15 protein-coding genes and 1 pseudogene are annotated in these 19,492 nt (G+C 68.8%); 6 read left to right on the forward strand and 10 right to left on the reverse strand.

Going from position 1 to position 19,492, the window contains the following annotated elements; all coding sequences use genetic code 11:
* Positions 1-1,367: 1,367 nt before the first annotated feature.
* The 3 genes from DP107_RS14730 to DP107_RS14740 all read right to left on the reverse strand — a co-directional run bounded on the left by DP107_RS14730 (position 1,368) and on the right by DP107_RS14740 (position 5,782).
* Positions 1,368-1,943, reverse strand: coding sequence for an FAD-binding protein (locus DP107_RS14730; protein WP_202877421.1), 576 nt, complete (start codon positions 1,941-1,943; stop codon positions 1,368-1,370).
* A 199-nt stretch (positions 1,944-2,142) separates the two neighbouring features.
* Positions 2,143-2,904: an acetoacetate decarboxylase family protein gene (locus DP107_RS14735; RefSeq protein ID WP_144262906.1), complete on the reverse strand. Its 762-nt coding sequence runs from the start codon at positions 2,902-2,904 to the stop codon at positions 2,143-2,145.
* 1,183 nt (positions 2,905-4,087) lie between these two features.
* On the reverse strand, positions 4,088-5,782 hold the full coding sequence (locus DP107_RS14740) for an NAD(+)/NADH kinase (RefSeq protein ID WP_144262907.1): 1,695 nt from the start codon (positions 5,780-5,782) through the stop codon (positions 4,088-4,090).
* 1,433 nt (positions 5,783-7,215) lie between these two features.
* Between DP107_RS14740 and DP107_RS14750 the strand changes: the two genes are divergently transcribed.
* A complete protein-coding gene (locus DP107_RS14750) occupies positions 7,216-8,172 on the forward strand; it encodes an NADPH:quinone reductase (RefSeq protein ID WP_144262909.1) in 957 nt (318 codons plus the stop codon).
* A 285-nt stretch (positions 8,173-8,457) separates the two neighbouring features.
* Here the strand turns inward: DP107_RS14750 and DP107_RS14755 are convergent, their stop codons facing one another.
* The gene (locus DP107_RS14755) at positions 8,458-9,480 is read right to left on the reverse strand and encodes an amidohydrolase family protein (RefSeq protein WP_144262910.1); all 1,023 of its coding nucleotides are present in this window, start codon (positions 9,478-9,480) and stop codon (positions 8,458-8,460) included.
* Between the two features lie 138 nt (positions 9,481-9,618).
* Here DP107_RS14755 and DP107_RS14760 point away from each other — a divergent pair, with 138 nt between their 5' ends.
* A complete protein-coding gene (locus DP107_RS14760) occupies positions 9,619-9,909 on the forward strand; it encodes an acylphosphatase (RefSeq protein WP_144262911.1) in 291 nt (96 codons plus the stop codon).
* Between the two features lie 106 nt (positions 9,910-10,015).
* Here DP107_RS14760 and DP107_RS14765 read toward each other — a convergent pair whose 3' ends face one another.
* The 4 genes from DP107_RS14765 to DP107_RS14780 form a co-directional block, all read right to left on the reverse strand.
* Complete coding sequence (locus tag DP107_RS14765) at positions 10,016-10,297, reverse strand: hypothetical protein (protein WP_144262912.1); 282 nt, start codon at positions 10,295-10,297, stop codon at positions 10,016-10,018.
* Positions 10,298-10,407: 110 nt separating this feature from the next.
* On the reverse strand, positions 10,408-12,072 hold the full coding sequence (locus DP107_RS14770) for a tRNA uridine(34) 5-carboxymethylaminomethyl modification radical SAM/GNAT enzyme Elp3 (protein WP_144262913.1): 1,665 nt from the start codon (positions 12,070-12,072) through the stop codon (positions 10,408-10,410).
* A 103-nt stretch (positions 12,073-12,175) separates the two neighbouring features.
* Positions 12,176-13,177 carry a diacylglycerol/lipid kinase family protein gene (locus tag DP107_RS14775; protein WP_144262914.1) on the reverse strand — a complete coding sequence of 334 codons (1,002 nt, stop codon included), beginning with the start codon at positions 13,175-13,177 and terminating at the stop codon, positions 12,176-12,178.
* Positions 13,174-14,823 (reverse strand): MmgE/PrpD family protein, encoded by a 1,650-nt coding sequence (locus DP107_RS14780; RefSeq protein WP_144262915.1) that lies wholly within the window; start codon positions 14,821-14,823, stop codon positions 13,174-13,176. Before DP107_RS14780 ends, DP107_RS14775 begins: the two co-directional genes overlap by 4 nt.
* Before the next feature lie 77 nt (positions 14,824-14,900).
* Here DP107_RS14780 and DP107_RS14785 point away from each other — a divergent pair, with 77 nt between their 5' ends.
* Positions 14,901-15,194, forward strand: coding sequence for a hypothetical protein (locus DP107_RS14785; protein WP_144262916.1), 294 nt, complete (start codon positions 14,901-14,903; stop codon positions 15,192-15,194).
* Between the two features lie 38 nt (positions 15,195-15,232).
* On the opposite strand, the gene DP107_RS14790 is transcribed toward DP107_RS14785, so the two are convergent.
* Positions 15,233-15,676: an RDD family protein gene (locus tag DP107_RS14790; protein ID WP_144262917.1), complete on the reverse strand. Its 444-nt coding sequence runs from the start codon at positions 15,674-15,676 to the stop codon at positions 15,233-15,235.
* A 253-nt stretch (positions 15,677-15,929) separates the two neighbouring features.
* Here DP107_RS14790 and DP107_RS14795 point away from each other — a divergent pair, with 253 nt between their 5' ends.
* The 3 genes and pseudogenes from DP107_RS14795 (at position 15,930) to DP107_RS14805 (ending at position 18,431) form a co-directional block, all read left to right on the forward strand.
* Positions 15,930-16,547, forward strand: a complete 618-nt coding sequence (locus DP107_RS14795; protein ID WP_185977336.1) for a DsbA family protein — start codon at positions 15,930-15,932, stop codon at positions 16,545-16,547.
* Positions 16,544-17,142: pseudogene (locus DP107_RS14800) on the forward strand (hypothetical protein). The gene DP107_RS14795 and the pseudogene DP107_RS14800 overlap by 4 nt, the downstream one beginning before the upstream one ends.
* 44 nt (positions 17,143-17,186) lie before the next feature.
* The gene (locus DP107_RS14805) at positions 17,187-18,431 is read left to right on the forward strand and encodes a histidine kinase dimerization/phospho-acceptor domain-containing protein (RefSeq protein ID WP_144262919.1); all 1,245 of its coding nucleotides are present in this window, start codon (positions 17,187-17,189) and stop codon (positions 18,429-18,431) included.
* A 27-nt stretch (positions 18,432-18,458) separates the two neighbouring features.
* Here DP107_RS14805 and DP107_RS14810 read toward each other — a convergent pair whose 3' ends face one another.
* Positions 18,459-19,475 carry an alpha/beta fold hydrolase gene (locus DP107_RS14810; RefSeq protein WP_144262920.1) on the reverse strand — a complete coding sequence of 339 codons (1,017 nt, stop codon included), beginning with the start codon at positions 19,473-19,475 and terminating at the stop codon, positions 18,459-18,461.
* Positions 19,476-19,492: the final 17 nt, after the last annotated feature.

The raw sequence follows: 19,492 nt of genomic DNA on the forward strand, positions 1-19,492 counted from the left end.
CAACGATTGCCGGTAACGAGGGTGCGAGTAGGAACTGAGAGACTACCGGGAGACAACCCGGGAAGACGACCACAGGTAGCGACCACCCGGGACCCCGAGGAGAGTTCACCCGCTAAACTGGCGTGACTGGCTATACCAGTGTGACCGGCTCTACTGAAATCAGCGGTCTCTGGCAGTATCGACGTGCTGGATGTAGAGCTTGTAGCCAGCAGTCCAACCGGTGTATTCCTCCGTCTCAGTATCGAACTGACCGACGACTGAACGTACGTATCGAGTCGATCGGTGTGCAGGATCATATTGGAGATCAGGTTCGTACTCAGAACTCACTTTTCGTATAGTGAGTTAAATGATCGTATAATTTGGTTGTTTCGGTGATAGCTGTGTTCTCTGGGTGCGCCAGCAACGGATCTAATGATACCGACGGGAGGGTTCACCAACAGTAATCCCGACGGCACCTGAGCCCCCGACGCCGACAGCAACTGGAACACCGACCGGGGCCCCGGCGCCGACGGCAACTCCTGTTCCTCCAGGCAGTGAAAGCGCACGTCTCGATCTTGACCGATCCGAACTGGTTGGACTGCGCGTGGATGAACCGTCTGTGTTGGGGCCAACGACCAGTATCACGCCCGGTGAATCGGTTGATCGTGAGACCAGAGACGGTTCGCTCTCCGTATCAACAGGGACAACCATCGCTGAAGACGGGCGAGTTGAGTGGGAGTTCGACTTCTCCCGCCGGTCAGAAGCTACAGAGGTTGGGATGACTGTACGCCTCCGGGGAGGCAGGTTAGCGGAGTGGCGGTCTGAGGTGATTCCGCACACGCCGATAGCCGATGCAAGTGTGTGTGATCACTATTTTTGCTGCACTAACCTACCGGAACGACAGGTCTCTGCGAAGCTTCTATGCAGGACTCACGCCCTGTATGCAGCGAACAGCGACAGACGTTGCTGGTCGCTGTCAGTTCGGCCGTGATTGATACAGAGAGTGTCTTCAACGGAGGAGTGTGACAAACGTACTCGGACGGAGAGGAAACGGTACGGCTTCCACTGGAGGTAGCACGCGAGTTCCGTGCCGTATTCGCGCCCCGTGTTCACGCCTGCGCGTTCTGACACTCCTCACGGACAAACGGTTCACCGATCGCAACACCCGGGCGATGCGTTCAGCAGTCGGCTACATACGAGGGGCGGCTCCGGTGAGAAGTCGGGTTGAGACCGGTCGCTCGCTATTCGGGCTACGCACGACGACAACTCGTAACTTGGCAATCAACCAGTCAGACGATCGGCCGACAGTCGGGACTCTGTCGGTGTTGCAACCAGACTGCGACCCACCGGGTCGAGTGATCCGAGCTATCAGTGGGATGGTGTGTCAGTCACCAGTCGTGGTCGATGTACGCCTCATCGCGCCGGTCACTGATGAGGTTGACAGCTGCCTTTGCGCCATCGCCGATGGCTACCGAGGTCTGATACTCCCACGTGTTGGCCAGTCCAGCAACGAACACGTTGTCAGTTGCCTGATTCGCTTCGTCTGTCTCGATGTGCCGCTCCATCGTGAATTCCCCGTCCCGACCACTCACAAATTCGAGTTCGTCACGCAGCGGCTCCAGAAAATCGAATTCGTCGGCCGTCGCAACGATGACACTCTCCGCGATATGTGTCTCAGCGTTGGCGGTCGTGGCAGTGAATGGTCCCGGTGTGTCCTCTCGGGTGAGATCAGTTACCGTCGTGTCCCTGATATCGCCGCCCAACGACTGGACCCGCTCTCTACCGGTATCGATGATCTCGTCACCGGCGATCCGCTCCCTGGTAACCAGATTCTGGATCTTGTCGGTGCTACAGACCAACGGCTCATCGCCACTCAGGACAAGCGTGTCTAACCCCGCCTTTGCCGTGAACACGGCTGCCTGGAGTCCGGCTACTCCACCGCCAATCACGAGCACCTCGCGCATACCATCAGATATGATACCAACAATCATTACGTTTCGGCCAGTGCCGTATTCGCGCTCCCTGTTCAGCAGACGAGTCGAAACGGTACCGATTGCCGTCAGATTGCGGCTGCTGAATACAGAGGGTAGGTCGGCCAGGCGGACCGAGGGCGTGGATGTCCGGACATCGTGGGGATGACTGAGTTACTGGACCCCCGTGTCCTCACACTGGACCGACTCGCTGCCCTTCGTGGATGATGAACTCGGTGTCGGCTGCGAATCGCATCAGGGCACGGTCGCTCAGGTCCAACTCCTTCAGACGCTCTGCACGCGGATGCTCGCCCAGTGAATAGGAGATGTTGCTACTGTACGGCCAGAGGCCGATCTCGCCGTGGAGTTCCAAGTCCTCGCGGAGAACACTCCCATCTTTCGTCGTATAGCCCACGCTCGTGTCGCTCTGGCTGAACATCGGCGGACGCTCTACCGTCACGTCGATGAGATGCTGCCCGTCGATGTGGACGGACGTGCGTCGAGTCGAGCCATCGTCATCGTGAGTGATGTCAGCGACCTCCTTCGGGTACCCCCAGATGTCGACCCCGAGTGCTTTGGCAGGTTCGGAGGTCACGGGCAGGTGCCAGACGTAGCCCGAGACACCTCGGGTAAACACCGACGCGTACGGTAGGGTCCGTGTGTCGCCGTCAACCGCCGGTATCAGGACGCCGAACTCGTTGTACGGCGTGATGCCCGAATCGTACCCGATCCGATCATAGTCGACGCACAACAGCGTTACTGCAGCTCGATCTCGAGTCGCCCGGATGGGACGTAGTCCCCCGGGCAGAAGCTCGTGGACCGCCTCGGGCGATGCCGATAGGACCGCACCAGTCATCGTGGCGTGTGTGGATAACGGAAGCTCTACCTGATGGCCAGTCGAGAGTTCTTCCGATTCTCCGTTCGTCCCCCCAACCGCTGTGATGTCCGCAGACATCGTGGAGATACGTAACTGCTGCTGACATCATATATGTTTCGTGGTACCATGCCGCTCGGGCTGCGGGAGGGGTGCGTTCTCCCACCGTCCTGCGTGGAATGGAGTCGACGACTCGCGCCCTCTCTTCGGTAGAGCCCGATTTTGTACCGGCGTGGTGGGGGGAATCCCCTCGATGGTCGGCTGTCGGTCGGGGATGGATGGATCGTAACCGGTAATCCAGCCACCCGGTCTTCGGGTTCGAGTGACGACTCCAGATCTGGTTCTCAAGCTGTTCGAGACGACCAGTGAACACACGTGTCGGTGTACTCGATTCGGAAAATCCAGTCCGACAGTGAGGAGCCCGTCCGGTTCACCGTCGCATTCGCGTTCTGTATCCGTTAGACGGAGGAAAGCGTGACTACTCGCCGTCAAGTCGAGTTCATCGAATGCGGAGCGTATCCCCGGCAGACTACCCGAGCACGGCCAGACAGTTAGCGACGCATTGAGACCTGACGATACGAAGCGACGCCGGTGCCCCGGTGCTGTCGGTGGAGCAAGCCTCACCATGGGAACTGGTTGTCCCGGCCGTATCCACTCGGGGAGAGCCTGAGCGGTCGGTATCACTCGGGAACCGACTGATATCGATGCTGATGTCGAAGCTGGGATCCGGGGACCACGACTCGCCGCGGAGCAGACGGCACTCCTTCACTCTCAGTGGAGAACGCGGGCACGGGAGAGGTAGTCATCGGCTTCACCGACCGGAACCCGAGTCCGCTGTTCACCGTGACCGAACAGTTCAGGCGAACACCCGGACGCTTTGACGGTCCCGTCTCCGCGCGCATCCGTTGCTGGCAGGACGGTGAGCACGAGCTGGGAACCTGTCACGGGAGCGGGCCGTGGCGCCCGGACAGTGACCGGCTCCGTGAGGTGCTCCGCATTCACAGCGAGTAGCCGCCGGTGACCGCGGGTACCCCCAGTGCCGAGGGCGAGTCGGACAGGAGAACTTGGTATTCGAGACTGATATAGCCGAAATGTCATCAACGGGAGGTGGCGTCTGGATAGGCGTCGGATGCGCGGATTCCGTGAGGAGCATACGACTGCTGTACCAGTCACTGGCCATCCAGCCTCGTGTAGCTCTCTGGCGCATATCGAACGACCCGCGCCTGATCGTATGAAAATGCCGTCTGAGCGGACCGACACCCGACTATATGTCGGCCGTCTCGAGTTCCTCGATCAGTTGATCGTGGAGCAGGCCGTTGCTCGCGAGCAGTGGCGTTCGCGTCGTCCCGTCGGCCTCGAGCAGAAGCTCGTACTCCGTACCGTGCTGGTCGGTTGCTCGGCCGCCGACCTCGCGGAGAAGACAGAGCCCGGCTGCGACGTCCCACGGCAGAGTGTCGTACTCCCATACTGCGTCGGCGCTCCCGGCAGCGACGTACGCGAGATGAAGGGCCGCGCTCCCGAGCCGTCGAACCCCCTGCGTCTCCTGATAGAACGCTTGGAGGAACCCACCGTCGGGATCGTATCCCGATAGGAGCATGCTCTCGTCGAGCCTGTCCCGGGTTGTCGTCTCGATCTGATTACCGTTCAGGTATGCGCCGCCCCCGGCCACGGCGTGGAACATCTCGTCCGTCTCCGGCGCGTATACGACGCCGACAATCGGGACGCCGTCCTCGAGCAGGGCAATCGAGACCGAGTAGTTCGGGTTGCCGTGAGCGAAGTTGCCGGTGCCGTCGAGTGGGTCGATCAGCCATACGTAGCCGTCGGCCGGTTTGACGTCATCGTTCTCCTCGGACTGGACCATATGGTTAGGGAACTCGCTGTTGATCGCCGTCCGGATGATGTCGTTGGCTTGATAATCGGCTTCCGTGACGATATCCGACTTATCGGTCTTGTACTCGATGTTCTCGACTTGGCCGTGAAGTTCGCGAAGCGGCTCACCGGCCGACTCGGCAGCCTCCTTTGCGACCTGTGCCGCTCTGACCCGGAAATCGGTCGGCTTGTCGGCGCCTATATCGGTCAGCGAGGACCGGGGTCCATCCTCATCGACCGTTCGGAGCCCCCAGTCGAGTTTGTCGACCAGTGCAGTGATGAACGGGTCGTCGTACGATGTCCTGACAGCCTGTGCCGGTTGGTCTGCCCCGGTCACCTTGACAACGGTTCCCGCCTCGAGCCGCTGGAACTGCCGTCCCCCGTCGATATCGATGTCGAAGTCGTCGTCAAGGACGACCCGAATATCAGAGTCACAGCTCACGACGATAGGGTCGACGGCGGCGCTGATCGTCTCGTGTGGAACGATTTGCAGGGTCCGGTTGTCCTGTGGGTAGTGCACCGGCCCGTGGTTCGAGTACGCTCGCCCGGTGCTGCCGGTTGGCGTGCTAATGATGAGACCACTCCCGAAGTACTGCCCGACGTACTCGTCATCGACGAACACGTGGAGCGACCCTACCTTTGTACCGTACCGCTCCTCTGGCGGATGTTTGCGGAGGAACACCTCGTTGATACCTGTCGTATTGATATCGTCGGAGACAACCTCGTACTGCTGTCTGGCGTTGACCGATGCCCGCCCTCGGAAGACCTCGGACAGAGCATCCTCGACGTCCGTCTGGTTTACGCGGGCGAGAAACGCCAGCGTACCGGAGTTGATCCCTAACAGGGGAATCTGGTGGGGCGCAAACGCGCGGGCTCCTTCGAGAAACGTGCCGTCGCCCCCGACCGTAACCCCCATCGTCGTCTTCGTGCGGTCGACGTGTTCGTCAGTAACGGACGTTCCAACATCGAGTGTAGTGACACTGATGTCGTGCGTGTTCGTCCACGAGGTGACCCTGTCGACCATACTGTCACTGTCGGGGGCTGCCAGCACGATCACTTCCTCCAGTGTCGAGAGCCGTCGTCCGTGCATTAGTTATCAAGTCGCAATACGCTACCATGCGATATAAACGCAAGGGGGCTTCGCCGTGCAGTGTTCAGGTGAGACTTGACCATTGATCTGATGCGTTTTCAACGCCCTCCGTGCCCGAAAACGACCGTCCCAGCGGCCTGCTAAACGGGAATCGACGTGTGGTCTCTACAGCGGGAAGCAGTACCGGGGTCGGTGGATCGTAGTTCCAGGCGGCGGCGTCGTTGTGTTGGACTGCTTCGGCGTGGGTCGAACCGATGGAGTACGTGGAGTCAAACGGGCTGCGGGCGGTTGGCTTCCGGCGAACTGCCATAGTTATCTGACCGTCGACAGCCGTTGCTCGGGTACCGCTGGATCGCACCGGCCGTGTTCAGCCGTACTGTGGGCATTCGGCCGCAGTCCGGCGGTTCGCTGCGTCAGGAGTACCGGGATACGTCTCCGCATCGCTCACTCTGCAGACCTCGCGACCGCGGCGGTTTCGGTCGATGAGGCCTTACCGAAACCACGGCCGATGAGTAGCGCGAGATCGGATAGATTCCCTTCCGGAGTCACGCCCCCTCCAGTTCGTTGGACCTGCTATCGTATTGGTCCGCCGTGCTGTCTCTCGGTGTTGTACCGGAACCCGGCGGTGGTGAGCAGCCCCATCAGGTTCACCGAGCCGTTTCTGGTTCCGAGACGAACTCGCTCGGTATCCTCCCGTGACGTCGCATCGAACCGCCCGGTGCCGTTCGTATCGATACCCATCTCGTCGGGAGCCGTTGCAGCCTCCCGTATGAGCTGCTCGCCGGCGTCGGCAGCCGATTCGTGCCGATTCTGTGATACCGTCGGGCAGTAGCGGCTCGTCTCCTGCTGTGCACTCGGGGGATTCGTTGCACCGAAGAACGTCGATAGAGAGTGCACGCTGCCAGTTCGACAGCCGCGACAGCGAAGCGGGTCGTGCTCGGTCCCTCCGGAACACCGAGACGGATCAGTAACTGTTTGGACCCTCTCGACCCCGATTCGAGGCGTACTCCGTGTGTTCGAACGCCGTTCCATCGATTCCGTGTTTCCTGCCGCGTTCGTACACTCCTGAACCCCACCGACCGGGAAGCCGTAAGTCGGTGCCCGTCGAGCATCCAGAGGGCGTACGTCCGGATGCCGGGGAGGTGGGTCGTGTTCCGGAGCCATCGGAGCGTCCGTCCTGTATCCCCGTCAGCAGCGCCCGGCTGGCGAGCCCCCGGGTGTGGACCCGCATCCGCTCGTGTTCGTCGGGTCGATCCCCCAGGCGAACTCGTGGCGCCGGTGGAGGGTCACATCGCCGGCGTCAAACGTCTCGGGGTCGGTTGCGTCGCTCGTAGGCGGAGCGGGGACACACTGGCCGAGTCGGTTACGCAGGGGGCCTGTGCTCGTCGCCAACACCCCATATTCCTTTGAGCGACCCGCCCGAGAAGACGTCTATGAGAGCCGTTCGGTACCACGATCACGGCGGGCCGGAACAGCTGCTGGTGGAGGACATCGACCGCCCGGAACCGGGCGACGGTGAGGTCCTGGTGAAGGTACACGCCGCGTCGGTCAACCCCGTGGACACCTACTTCCTCGAGGGGTCGTACGAGCCGGGAGCCCTGCCGTGGATTCCGGGGAGCGACGTCGCGGGCGTGGTGACGGCGGTCGGGGACGACGTGACCGCGTTCGACCCGGGCGACCGCGTGTTCGCGACCGCGCTCGGCAACGACCACCCCGGGACGTGTGCGGAGTACGTCGTGGCCCCGACCGACCGGGTGGCGGGGCTCCCGGACCGCGTGGGATTCGCGGCCGGCGCGGCCGTCGCCCTGGTCGGCGTGACGGCCTGGCAGTCGCTGGTGGCCCGCTGTGGGATGGAGCCCGGGGAGCGCGCACTGATTCACGGCGGCTCCGGTGGCGTGGGCCACGTCGCGGTCCAGATCGCCCGGGCGGCCGGCGCGCAGGTCACGACCACCGCGAGCCCGGAGTACCACGATACCCTCCGCGAGTTGGGTGCCGACGACGTGATCGATTACGCCGGCGAGGACCTCACCGCGACCATCGCGGCGGCCGGCGCGCCGGACGTGGTGCTCGACCACCGGCTGGACGAGTATCTGGGGCTGGACTGCGAGGTGGCGGCCTTCGGCGGTCGCATCGCCGCCATCGGGAACACCGACCCGGCGGCGACGTTCCCCAACGTGCCGGGCCACCGCGGCAAGGCGCTCACCGTCCACCACACCTCCGTGTTCAACACACCCGACGTGGCGCGGGTGCTCCGGCGACTGGCCGGTCTGATGGAGCGTGGCGCCCTCGAGCCGCACGTCGCGGAGACGTACGACCTGAGGTCGGTCCGCGAGGCCCAGGAGGCGGTGCTGGACGAGTCGTTCCTCGGGAAGCTGGTCGTCGAGCCCTGAGACGGTCAGACGGCGTCCGGTCCCCGCTTGCCGGTCCGTATCCCCAACGCCGTTTCGGCCGGCAGCACAACACCGTCCCGTCGCCCACCTGCCCGGTGTGGACCGCGTCCGCGATGGCCTCGACCACGTCGTCGACGACGTTCGTGACGACGCACTCGACCGGCGCCGTTCGCGGCCGCGGTCCGGCGACCACCACCAGCACTGCGGCGCTCGCGTCGAGGGCGGCGACGCCGGGTGGCTCCGTGCCGGCAGGTCCACCGGTGAGCCGGTTCGGCGTTCCGCCCCTCAGGCCGGGAGGACCCGTTTCACGTCGTCAACGCCGGCCCGCCGGACGACGGCCCGGACGGGGTCGCGGTAGCCGGCGAGGCTGTCCGAGTCACCGTCGAGGACGAGCAGTCGCGCGATGCGGTCGGGCTCGATGCACCCGCAGTCCAGACCCGCGAGGTCGGCACCGGCGACGGTGGCCATCCGGAGGACGTCCGGCGCGGTGACGCGGCCGTCCGAGAGCTTCGCGGCGAACTCCATCTCGCGGAACATCGACGGCGCGTTCAGCATCACGTTGTCCGTCCCGAGGGCGACGGACGTCCGCTCGAGGAGGTCGCCGATGGGCGGCGCGCCGACGCCAGTGACGAGGTTCGACCGCGGGCAGATCGCGATGGGCGTCCCCCGCTCCTCCACCCGGTCGAGGTGGAGCTCCTCGGCGTGGACCATGTGGACGAGGAAGTCCGGGTCCAGATCCAGGGCCGCGTTGATGTCGGCGGGGTCGCGCTCGCCGGCGTGGATGCCGAACAGCTTCCCCGCTTCCCTGGTCGCGTTGCGCTCGCGGTCGAAGTGGCCGTCACGGGCCCCCGAGGCCCCGAACCCGTCGGCGGCCGCCATCGCGTCGACCGTCTCCCGGCCGAGGACGACCGATTCGATGTCGATGCCCGCCAGCGCGTCGCGGATGGCCTCGACCCCCTCGACGCCGCCCTCGCGGAACCCCACGAACGCGCCGGTCCCCCCGGCGCGCATGAACCGCAGCGAACGGACCATCGCCTCGACCAGTTCCTCCCGGTCGGCATCGCGAAGGAGCCGGTGTTTCAGCCCGTCGGGTGGCGCCACCAGTTCGTCCAGCGAGAGCCCGGCGCCGGCCTCCTTCGCGATGGAGTCCCCGATGTGGGTGTGGGCGTTGACGAAGGCCGGCAGGACGATGTCATTGCTGCTCACCGTGTCCCGCTCGACCCGCTGGATGACGCCGTTCTCGACCACCACACGCCCCTCGACCGGTTCGAACTCGCGACCGGCGAGGACGGTTCCCTCGAGCACCATGCCCCGGCGTCCGCGCGCACCGGATAAAAACCGGGCGGCCCGACCGCGTCGGGAGGGCGCCGCAGGCGGTGTCGCCCGCCCGCTGCGCCCCGTGGGGTGGAGGACAGGGTTTAGTGTGGCGCTGCGGAACTACCGTGTATGACCACCGACGACGGCGAGCGCGTCCGCGCGCACGTCCTCGTCAGCGGCCGCGTCCAGGGGGTCACCTACCGGGCGACGACCCGGCGGACGGCCCGCGACCGCGGCGTCGACGGCTGGGTCCGGAACCGTCCCGACGGCCGCGTCGAGGCCGTCTTCGAGGGGCCCCCGGACGCGGTCGAGGGGATGCTCGACTACTGCCACGAGGGGCCGTCCCGGGCACGGGTCGAGGACGTACAGGTCGAGTACGAACCGCCCGAGGGCGCCACGGGGTTCGAGATACGCCGATGAGCGACCGGGGGGCCGTGCCGGGACGCGATGTGCCGTCGCGGCCACGACGCCGCGCGACCGCTTGGCGACCCGTTCGCCCTCGTCGCCGACGGTGGGGTGCTCGTCTTCAGCTACCCCTCGCCGGCGCCGGGCGTGGCACGAGACCCACCTGACGACCCCCGACGACTACCGGCTCGGCGAGCATGACGAGCGGTGGCTCCGCCGCCGGCTCCGGCCGGTCGACGCCGGCGGGAACGTGCTGACACGGTCCCGGGTCGCCGAGGTGCTCGGCCGGGAGCCACGGCCCGCGGGCGCGCTCCTCGACGGCGTGACGCCCACCCCCGACCCCGTGGCGCCCGTCCTCGCCGCGGAGACACAGCGTGGAGTCCGAGCGTTTCGAATCAATCATGTAGATTCGCGGATTGTATCCGGTACTGCTACCGAAAGCCGCGGGTAACGTACGTATTTGCACGCCCAGGGGGAATACGCGAGGAGTCGGCCTGGCTCGTGAGGAGCCGCTCACTCCAGATACGTCGAGACGTACGGGCCGTCCTGGAAGTAGCCCAGTTTCTCGCGGTAGTACTCCCGGACGCCGATGCCGGAGATGACCGAGAGCTTCCGGTAGCCGGCCTCGCGGGCGCGGCGCTCGGCCTCCCGCAGCAGCGTCCGCCCGTAGCCCTGGTGCTGGTGGGAGCCGTCCTCGCCCTCGGCCCCCCCGACGCCCACCTCGTTGCCGTAGACGTGGAGCTCCCGGACCAGGGCGGCGTCCTGTAGTTCCCGGCGCGTTGGCTGGCTCGGGAACCGGAGTCGGCAGAACCCGACCAGCAGGTCCTGCTCGAAGTCCTCGTAGCTGATGAACTGCTCGGTGCCGCCGGCGGCCTCGTACTCGATGGTATCGAGCTCGACGGTGTCGGGTTCGGCGTCGTTCATCCCGACCTCGCGACAGCGGATGCATGAACAGTCCCAGCCGCGCTCGTCCATGACCTGCCAGGCCAGCTGGCGGAGGTTCGACTTCTGCACGCCGGCCTCGATGTGGTCGGCCGGGATGTCGCGCTGGACGCGCTGGAGGCGGACGTAGCGCGGGAGGGCCCGCATCACCTCGGCGACGACCTCCGCGGCCCGCTCGCTGGAGAGCGGCTCGAACTCCCCGCGCCGGTACATGTCGTAGGTGACGGTGTCGTCGACGACCAGTGTGGGGTAGATCTTCAGGTAGTCCGGGCGCCACGCCGGGTCGTCGAACAGCTGCCGGAAGTCCTCGACCACCATCCGCTCGCTCATGCCGGGCTGGCCGGGCATCGTGTGGAAGCCCACTTTGAACGCGGCGTCGCGCAGCCGGCGGTTGGCGTCGATCGAGGCCTGCACGCCGTGGCCGCGGTGCATCTCCCGGTTGACGCGCTCGAAGGTGGTCTGGACCCCGACCTCGACCTTGGTCCCGCCCAGCGACAGCATCCGGTCGACCTGCTCGGGGTCGCACCAGTCGGGTTTCGTCTCGAAGGTGACGCCGATACAGCGCACGTCGTTCGTCTCGTTCCCCGCGATGACGTCCTCCAGATACCGGAACGGCGGCGGCTCGTCGGGCGCGAAGCTCTCCGTCTCGGAGGGCGTCGCCTCGGCGCCGGGGTCGAACTCGTTCATCGCCTCTATGGCGCGCTTGACGAACCACTCCTGGTAGTCATGCGACCGGGCAGTCATCGTCCCGCCCATGACGATGAGTTCGACCTTGTCGACGGGGTGGCCGATCTTCCGGAGCTGGTTCAGCCGGAGCGTCACCTGCCCGTACGGGTCGTGGTCGTTCTGCTGGCCGCGTGCGGCCGCGGGCTCGTCGCCGGTGTAGGACTGCGCGCTGGAGAACTCGCTGTCGGGCCCGCCCGGGCAGTAGAGGCATTTCCCGTGGGGGCAGTTGTGCGGTGCGGTCATCACGGCGACCGGGGAGACCCCCGAGGCCGTCCGGACCGGCTTCCGCCGGAGCACCCCCTCCAGTTCGTCGCGGCGCTCCGGGATGGCGTCCATGATGTCGCTGTTCCGGGGCACCTTCGGCGCGCCGTGGCGCGAGCAGGCGTCGAGCTTGGCGCTCTCGACGTCGTCGCGTTCGAGGTCGCCGGCCAGCACCCGCTCGGCCAGCTCCTCGACGACGCGCTGGAAGGCCTCGGTCTCCTCGGGCGGCGTCTCGCTGTCGGTGCTCATCGTCCGCTATCGGGCGTACTGGGTCCGGCGCGGGCAAACCGCTTCCGGTCTCGGCGACGCGAGGGAGTGCGGGAGTCCAACCCCGACCACACCGGCAGGGCCCTCACTGCCCACTCCGTACCACGTCGGCCGGGTACGCGACGGGGAGCGCCTCGGGGACGACCTCGCAGTGGAGGTCGGTCAGATCCGGGAGCGGCGTCCCGTCCATCTCGGCCGGGAGGGTCCCGTCGGGGGCGCCGGTCCCCGCGCCGGCGCGGACGTCGAACGCGTCGCCGGTGAAGTAGTGGACCGCCCGGTGGCCAACGTGGTCGCCGGAGCGGGCGGCACGAGCGATGTCTAACGCCTCGCGGCCGCCGACCGGTTCGATGACGAGCGCGTGGAGCCGGCCATCGCCGGGTCGCGAGTCGGGGAGCAGCTGTGCCGTGCCGCCACGATATCGGCCGCCGCCGGCGGCGACCAGTCGGGCCTCGCCGGCGAACAGCCGCTCGTCGGCGCGCCCGACCCGGACGGCGACGGGGTCGGCGAACAGCGTCGCGGTCGCCGTACCGAGCAGGTATGCCAGCGGTCCCGGTAGCGCCCGGAACCGCTCGGCCCCGTCCAGCGCGTGCCGGAACAGGCCGACCGTCACGCCCAACACGGAGTAGCGCGCCTCCGCCGGCGGCTCGGTCCCCACCCGCGTCAGCTCCAGCGGCCGCGCGACGATGCCGTCGCCGAGCCGTTCGGCCAGCGCCCGCCAGTCCGTCTCGCCGTAGAGGTATCGGTGGACGCTGTTCCCGCGTCCCGCCGGGACGACGAACAGCGCCGGCGGCTCGCGACCCCCCTCCCCGCGCCAGCGGTAGAGCGCGCTCGCGACCTCGCGGAGGGTCCCGTCGCCGCCGACGCTGACGAGCAGGTCGACCTCGCCCGCCAGTTCGCGGGTCGCACGCCCCACGTCGTCCGGGCCGCGCGTGACCGCCCGGGTCACCGGCCCGCCGTAGCGGTCCGTGAACGTCCGCGCGAGCGACCGCCCGCCGCCGTCGCCCGAGACCGGGTTGACGACCAGGCCGACGTCGTCGGGGACGAACGCCTCCCCCGTGGCCCGGGCAGTGGCGTCGCGCCCGGTCATGGGGAAAGCACCGCGTCGATGGCGGCGAGCGTGGCGTCCGTCTCGTGGACGTCGCGAAGTTCGCGGGCGGTTCGCCGGGCGTCGTCGCTCGCGGCGCCGCGGGCCGCCAGCGCGTCCGAGAGCTTCCGGCGGGCGATGGCGCGGGTCTCGTCGAGCGCGCGGCCCGCGAACCCGGGCGGGTGCTCGACGGTCTCGGCGAACTCGCGGCCGTCGGCCAGCCGCACCGTCACGCGGGCCCCCATCGCCTTGTCGGCGCCCGAGAGGTCGTCCGGGAGCGGCCGCTTCTGGACGAACCGCAGCAGCGTGGGCAGGTTCCGCAGTGCCGTCACGGCCCCGACGCTCCTCGCGGAGTACGGCACCACCCTCCAGCCGACGCGCCGGAGCATCGCCCCGAGCGGCACCTCCGACTCCAGCGCGCGCAGCGTGAACGTCGGGTCGTGGGCGACGGTCACGCGGTCGGCCAGTTCCCAGACCGCCTCGTCGCCCACGCGGTCGGGGTGCAGCTGGCGGGGCGTGTGCTCGCCGTCCCGGAGCGCCACGGCCACGTTGTACGGGATAGAGAAGTTCAGCGAGGCGAGCGGGCTCTCCGTCCGGTCCGTGTACCGACCCGCCAGGGAGTCGACCTCGTGGCTGAACAGCGAGCCGTCGACCCGAACCCCGGTGATGGACGCTCGGCCGTCGCCGGTCCCCGCGACCGCGTCGCGGACCCGCTTCCGGACCGCGAGCGCCGCGTGGACGGGCGCCGTCACGTAGGCACAGCCGGGGTACGGCTTGACCGTCACCGCGCGGGTGTGCCACCGGTCGCCCAGCCCGCCGAGGAACTCCGGGAGCGGGAGGTCGGCGAACTCGTCGAGGAAGCCGTCCTCGGCCTCGACCGCGTCCGGGTTGCCTCTCAGGCCGTTCCGCGCGGCTGCGACCGCCGAGAGCCCGGAGCAGGTCGGTTCGGCGGCCGACAGCACCTTCGCGTCGGAGCCGAGGAAATCGGGGACGAGCGGCCACGGTGGCTGGCCGAGCGCGATGGCGATGGCGTCGGCCAGGGTGTCGGCGTCGTCGCGCTCGACCACGCCGCGGGCGACGGCGGCTCCGACGCTGTGGACGTAGGCGGTCTGCTGGCCCCGGAACGGCCCGACGGCGGCCGCGCTCGCGACCCGCGCGGCGATCTCGTTGGCCGCGACGTGGGCCGTCAGCGCCCGTCGGCCCGGGTGATCGAGCGCGGCGCCACGCGCCTCGGCGTAGAGGTATGGCACGAGCGCGGCGCTGTGACCGGTGTGTCCGCCGAGGACGGTGTCGTCGAAGTCCATCGCCATCGCCAGCGCGGCCCCGCCGTAGCAGGCCCCCCGGACCGGCATCGGCCCCGCGCCGGGGAGCGTCGCCGCCGGCCCCTCGCCGGCGGGGAACTCGTCGCGGACGGTGTCGAGCACCCGGTCGCCGATGGGGTGGTCGAGCGTCCAGACCGCGGCCCCGAGGGTGCTGGCGAACTGCGCGGCTGCCGCCCGCCGGACCGCCGCCGGAATCCGACCGTACCGGAGGCCGGCCGCCCACGTCGCCGCCGTGTCGATGAACGTCTCGGCGTCCGGATCGGTCGGCGCTGACGGCTCCCCCTCCGTCGCGGTCCCGCTGCCGGCCCCGCTCGCGTTGGTCGCCATCAGTCCCCCCTCCGTCCGCGCCGTCGGTTCGTGATACGGCGTCGCATACCGGTCGGTGCAGGGAGACGGACTAATCGGTGTCGGTCAGACGGTCCCCGGTCGATGACGACCGCCCTGTCGGCCCCCTCGGTCCCCTGCTCCCCGCCCGCTGGACGGGCACGTCGGCGACGGAGCGGCCGTTCTCGCTCCCGACGCCGCCGGGCATCCCGATAGCCGACCCGGCGACGCTCCACTCCGACACCCGTGTCGCGGTGTGCTCGCCCGGTCCGTCGCCCACCACCTACGGCCCGGTGACGCCGAGCGGCATCGGCACCGCGGCACTACCCGGCTCCGGCACCCCGCATCGTGGCGTCGAGGAAGGGCCCTCCTGAGAGGACGGCTGGACGCTCTCGGAGAACCGGCCGCCCGGTTACAACCGCTCCCCGCGCTCGGCCGCACGCACCACGACCGTATCGGCCGCCAGGTCGCCGAGCCGCTGCCGGTCGTCGGTCAGGTAGATGGCAATGAGCCCCACAACGTAGAGCGCCCCGGGAAGACCGTCGATGATGCGCAGGACCGAGCGGATGGCAGCCTCACGGTACTCGCAGGGCTCCCCGCGCCGGGTGACGACGACGAGTCCGAGGAGGTGTTTCCCCGGCGTCTTGCCGTACGTCCCCTCGAAGACGATGAAGTACAGCAGTAGCAGGAGGCCGATCACACCGCTTCCGGCCTCCGGTGACAACGAGAGGGCCCCCGTCACCAGACCCCCGAACACGGCGACGATGATGAGGTTGACGACGAACGCGCCGATGCGCCGGGGCACGACATCACCCTGTGTTCCCATCTGTGGCTTCGGTCGCTCGAACAGCGGCATGGGACGGCCTCCGTAACCGGCCTGTATAAACCCCGTCGCCGCCGTCTGACGGCCGTATGCTCGTCGCGGCCGCGGAGGGCCGGCGAGCCCCCCGCGACCGCCGCCGCCCGTCCGTGACGCCCACACCACCACGGAACCGCTATACGGGATACCGTGCTGTGTTTGACCATGCAGCGACGACGGTTCCTCGGAGCCCTGGGCGCGGCGGGGGGCGGCCGTGCTCGCGGGCTGCACGGGCGACGCCGGGGGCGGTGTGAGCGGCGGGGATGGCGAGCCGTGGGCGCTCCCCGGCCATCCGGCGCTGGCCGGGCTCGACGGACAGCCGGTGATCAGCCCCGAGCCCGGCGAGGCGCCGGCGCTCGTCGTCGGGTTCGAGGACCCCTCCTGCATCAGCTGCCAGCGGTCCGAGCAGGGGCCCCTGCAGAAGCTGCAGTCGGACCACGTCGCGGCCGGTGAACTGACCTTCGTCTACCGGGGCCTGCCCATCACCTACCCCTGGGGGCGGCCGGCGACGCAGGCGCTCGAATCCACCGACGCTGCGGTGCGGGAGGCCGGAGCCGGCCGTGATGCCCCCGCCTTCTGGGGGCTGAAGGACCACTACTACGCCGAGCGCGAGGCGTTCTCCGTCGACAACGTCCACGAACGGACGGAGGCGTACCTCGCGAGCGAGACGGACCGCGACGCCGCGGCCGTCGTCGAGGCGGCCCGCGAGAAGCGCCACGACGACCAGGTGTCGGTCGACACGGACGCCGCCGAACGGGCCGACGCCGTCGCGACGCCGACCTTCTTCCTGTTCCGCGAGGGCGAGTTCCGGACCACCATCACGGGCGCACAGAGCTACGACGTCTTCGCGTCGGCGCTGGAGCTATGAGCGGGGCGCTGGGGCGCTCGCTGCCCGGGCTCCCGACCGGCCGCGCGGACTGGCGGCTGATGGCCCGGACCGCGCGACTCGTCCTCGGCGGTCCGGGCTACGCCGCGCTCGCGCTGGTCGCGTCGGTGGCCGCGCTGTCGCTGTTCGTCCTCTCGCTCAACCTCCCGCTCGTGGAGTTCGCGCTCGTCTCGGACCTCGCGCTCGGCAGCCGGCTGACCATCCTCGTCGGGCTCTACCCGTTCCTCGGGCCGGGGTTCGGCGTCGTCCAGGGCGTCCTGCTGCTGGTCGTGGCGGCCCTGACCGGCGTGGACGTCGCCATGGCGGTCTATCACGTCCGCGAGCACGACCTCTCGGCGGGACCGGGAGCGGGCTCGTCGGCGTCGTCCTCGGGACGCTCGGCGCCGGCTGCGCCGCCTGCGGGTCGGCGGTGCTGGCGGGCGTGTTCGCGCTGTTCGGGCTCGGGACGCTGACCGTCCTGCCGCTGGACGGCCTCAAGTTCGCCCTGCTGGGGCTGGTCGCCGTGCTCCTCTCCATCCACTGGTTGGCCGACGGGATGCGCGGCGGGGAGATCCGTGGCTGCCCGGTCGGCGTGTAACCGTCGGGCGCCGACTTTTTGCCGATGCCGGTTAGCGTAGCGGTATGGACCGACGGGCGCGGGCCTTCGAGGCGTTCGCCGGCATCGTCCGGGACCGGGACCGACCGTTCGTCGAGCGGACGCGGGCGGGTCTCGAACTCGTCCGTGAAGCGCTGGAGACGGAGTCCGGGCGTCTCGCACGGGTCGCCGACGGCGAGCACACGCTACTTGCGCTCGCGACGGCGGCCGACTTCGACGGCGACGCGACGGTGGGCACGCACCGCCCCCTGTCGGGGACGTTCTGTGGGCTGTCCGTGCGCCGGGGGGAGCTGTTCGCGTTCGGCCGTATCGAGGCCGCCCCACCGGAGGTCGCGGGTCGTGCGGCACACGTCGAGGACGGACTCTCGAGCTACATCGGGGTGCCCGTGCGCGTGGACGACGACGTCTACGGGACCTGCTGTTTCACCGGTCACGAGGAGCGCGGACCGTTCGCGGACTGGGAGCGGGCGCTGGTGCGCTCGCTCGCGGCGTGGGTCGGCGACGGGCTGACGACCAGGGGGCGCGAGCGGGCGCTCGCCGCCGAGCGCGACCGGCTGGACGGGTTCGCCGCCATGGTCGACCACGACGTCCGCGAGCCACTGTCGGCCGCGCGGGGGGCCGCCCAACTCGCCAGCGAGACCGCCGCCGACGGCGACGCCGACGCCGCGGCACGGCATGCCGCGGACGCCGTCGAGGCGCTCTCGCGGACGGACCGGCTGGTCGACGACCTGCTCCGGCTGTCCAACGACTCCGAGCGGGCCGCCGGCGTCGTCCCGGTCGACGTGCGCTCAGTCGCCGAGCACGCGTGGGGCGAGGTCGCCGGGGCGGGCACCGACGCGACCCTGGAGACGACGGCCGGCGTCCGCGTCCCGGCCGACCAGTCGCTGCTGAAGCGGCTGCTCGCCGAGGGGCTCCGGTTCTGCCTGATGACGGGTCCGGGCGACCTCCGGGTACGCGTCGGCCCCCTGGACGACCGGCCCGGGTTCTTCCTCGCCGACGACGGCCCCGGCGTCCCGGGCGACGGTCCGGACCGCCCGGCGGACACGGGCGACGGGCTGGAGGGCATCGAGCGCATCGCGGCCGCACACGACTGGCGGGTGACGGTCGGGCTCAGCGCCGAAGGGGGCGTCCGGATGGAGGTCGAGACCGACGAGGGGCTCTGGCCCGCAGCCCGGTCGACCGACGACGTCGGTGCGACACTCCTCGACCGGAACGCGGCCGATATCATCGGGGCCGACCCCGACACGGGGAACGGTTCCGCCGAGCGGTAGCGGCTCGATGCGACCGCTCGAAGACGGTTACGCGGTCGCGTCGGGGCGGGCCGTGGTTCGGTCGGCGAGCTCCCCGCGAAGCACCTCCAGGAACTCCGTCGGGAACTCGCCGTGGGGGAGCAGGTCCGCGTCCTCCAGGACGACGAGCTTCACGTCGGCGTCCGACGCCAGCTCGCGCCCCTGTTCGAGTGGTGTCACCTCGGCGACGCCGCCCCAGCAGACCGTCACCGGGCGGTCGGCGGCGAGCTCCGAGAGGAGCGCCGCGAGGTCGACGTCCAGGTTGAGGAACCCGCTCAGGAACGACGCCGGCGCGTAGCGCGCGCCGGGCACGTGGGTCGTGGCGTAGTCGTAGGCAACCCACTCCTCGGGGACGGCCGCCGGGGAGGAGAACCCGTGGTCGCCGAGGAAGTACCGGATGGACGCCTCCGAGCTGATGACGTTGTGGAGCGCCTCCCCGACCAGCGGGGCGCGGATGAGCGACCGGATGGCCGGCGAGCGCCCGGGGAACGCGGTCGCCGTCGGGCAGATGAAGAACAGCTGCCCGGCCGGCGCCCCCTTCTCCGCCACCGCCGACGCGGTGTAGGCGGCGGTGAGCGACGAGGCGACGACGGCCGGCGGCTCGGCGTCGTCGGCCACCTCGGCGTCGCCCTCTGTTCCGAGCGTCCCCTGTGCGACATCCCGGAGGAGGTCGGCGACGAAGGTGACGTAGAGGGTGCCCGAGTAGAGCAGCGGCGGCCGGTCGGAGTGGCCGAACCCGGGCAGGTCGGGCGCGATGACGTGATGGTCCGCCGCGAGGTCGTCAAGGACGTAGCGGAACTCGTGGCTGGATCCCGCGGCGTTGACACCGTGCAGCAGGACCAGCGTCGGGTCGGTCGGGTCGCCGGCCTCCGTGTAGGCGACATCGAAGCCGCGCCACCGGTAGGTCGACACCGGCCGCCCGAGTGGCGTCTCCATCCCGTCGGCGTCCCCACGGAGGCGGCTGTTCCCGGCTGCGACTGCGCCGACCGCACCGGCAGCACCTGCGAGTACGTTCCGGAGCTTCATACACGAGCGAAGGGCCG

This window comes from Haloglomus irregulare (assembly GCF_007421925.1).
In the GTDB taxonomy this organism is placed as follows: domain Archaea; phylum Halobacteriota; class Halobacteria; order Halobacteriales; family Haloarculaceae; genus Haloglomus; species Haloglomus irregulare.

What these genes read in the sequence shown, in the direction of transcription:
- DP107_RS14780 (WP_144262915.1), bottom strand. Translation starts at nt 14,823, where the DNA reads ATGGCGACCAACGCGAGCGGGGCCGGCAGCGGGACCGCGACGGAGGGG.
- DP107_RS14810 (WP_144262920.1), bottom strand. Translation starts at nt 19,475, where the DNA reads ATGAAGCTCCGGAACGTACTCGCAGGTGCTGCCGGTGCGGTCGGCGCA.
- DP107_RS14775 (WP_144262914.1), bottom strand. Translation starts at nt 13,177, where the DNA reads ATGACCGGGCGCGACGCCACTGCCCGGGCCACGGGGGAGGCGTTCGTC.
- DP107_RS14790 (WP_144262917.1), bottom strand. Translation starts at nt 15,676, where the DNA reads ATGCCGCTGTTCGAGCGACCGAAGCCACAGATGGGAACACAGGGTGAT.
- DP107_RS14760 (WP_144262911.1), top strand. Translation starts at nt 9,619, where the DNA reads ATGACCACCGACGACGGCGAGCGCGTCCGCGCGCACGTCCTCGTCAGC.
- DP107_RS14730 (WP_202877421.1), bottom strand. Translation starts at nt 1,943, where the DNA reads ATGCGCGAGGTGCTCGTGATTGGCGGTGGAGTAGCCGGACTCCAGGCA.
- DP107_RS14755 (WP_144262910.1), bottom strand. Translation starts at nt 9,480, where the DNA reads ATGGTGCTCGAGGGAACCGTCCTCGCCGGTCGCGAGTTCGAACCGGTC.
- DP107_RS14740 (WP_144262907.1), bottom strand. Translation starts at nt 5,782, where the DNA reads ATGCACGGACGACGGCTCTCGACACTGGAGGAAGTGATCGTGCTGGCA.
- DP107_RS14750 (WP_144262909.1), top strand. Translation starts at nt 7,216, where the DNA reads ATGAGAGCCGTTCGGTACCACGATCACGGCGGGCCGGAACAGCTGCTG.
- DP107_RS14805 (WP_144262919.1), top strand. Translation starts at nt 17,187, where the DNA reads ATGGACCGACGGGCGCGGGCCTTCGAGGCGTTCGCCGGCATCGTCCGG.
- DP107_RS14735 (WP_144262906.1), bottom strand. Translation starts at nt 2,904, where the DNA reads ATGTCTGCGGACATCACAGCGGTTGGGGGGACGAACGGAGAATCGGAA.
- DP107_RS14765 (WP_144262912.1), bottom strand. Translation starts at nt 10,297, where the DNA reads ATGATTGATTCGAAACGCTCGGACTCCACGCTGTGTCTCCGCGGCGAG.
- DP107_RS14770 (WP_144262913.1), bottom strand. Translation starts at nt 12,072, where the DNA reads ATGAGCACCGACAGCGAGACGCCGCCCGAGGAGACCGAGGCCTTCCAG.